The 837-nt window shown below is 58.1% G+C and carries 1 protein-coding gene; it reads right to left on the bottom strand.

What is annotated here, in order from left to right; translation table 11 throughout:
* Positions 1-13 precede the first annotated feature (13 nt).
* Positions 14-771 (bottom strand): IS5 family transposase gene (locus ACR0AJ_RS21060; RefSeq protein WP_170552435.1). Its coding sequence is split into 2 segments (ribosomal slippage): positions 14-435 and positions 435-771, totalling 759 coding nucleotides; the frame shifts between segments, so codons are not numbered across the junction.
* Positions 772-837 lie beyond the last annotated feature (66 nt).

Below are 837 nucleotides of genomic sequence, written 5' to 3' on the forward strand. Positions count from 1 at the left end.
CTAGGGTCAGGACTCATAGCCAATAGATAACGAGTGCTGCGAGGACGATTGCTGACAGGAAGACCTTCGGGCACCTGTCGTAGCGGGTTGCCACACGCCGCCAATCCTTCAACCTGCCGAACATGATCTCGATCCGGTTGCGCCGTTTGTAACGACGCTTGTCGTACTTAACCGGTTTCTTCCGCTGCTTCCGGCCAGGGATGCAGGCGCGCATCCCTTTGTCTTTCAACGCTTCCCGGAACCAATCGGCATCATAGCCACGATCCCCGAGCAGCCAATCGACATCCGGCAGGCCGCTCAGCAGTGCCCGCGCACCAACGTAATCGCTGACCTGACCGGCGGTGATGAACAGGTTGAGCGGGCGTCCCCGGCTGTCGCAGATGGCATGCAACTTGGTGTTCATGCCGCCTTTGGTGCGACCGATCAGGCGTCCACGCCCCCTTTTTTGACGCCCAAACTGGTCGCGGTACGGTGGGCCTTCAGGTAGGCGGCATCGATCATCACGGTCTTCTCTTCACCGTGTTTGGTAGCCAGACCGGCCATCATCCGGGCGAAGATGCCTTTGTCGCTCCACCGCTTCCAACGGTTGTAGAGCGTCTTGTGTGGGCCATACGCCGAAGGGGCATCGCGCCATCTCAACCCATTACGATTAATGAAGATAATGCCGCTCAACACACGTCGATCATCAACGCGTGGTTTGCCGTGGGACTTGGGGAAGAAAGGCTCAAGACGCGCCATCTGCGCATCCGTCAGCCAGAAAAGATCAGACATGGTCACCGCTCGATTTTCGAACCGTGAATCACGCAGCCAAGCGGAAATCAATGGGTCCTGACCCTA

This window comes from Ruegeria sp. CJ9, assembly GCF_056536625.1.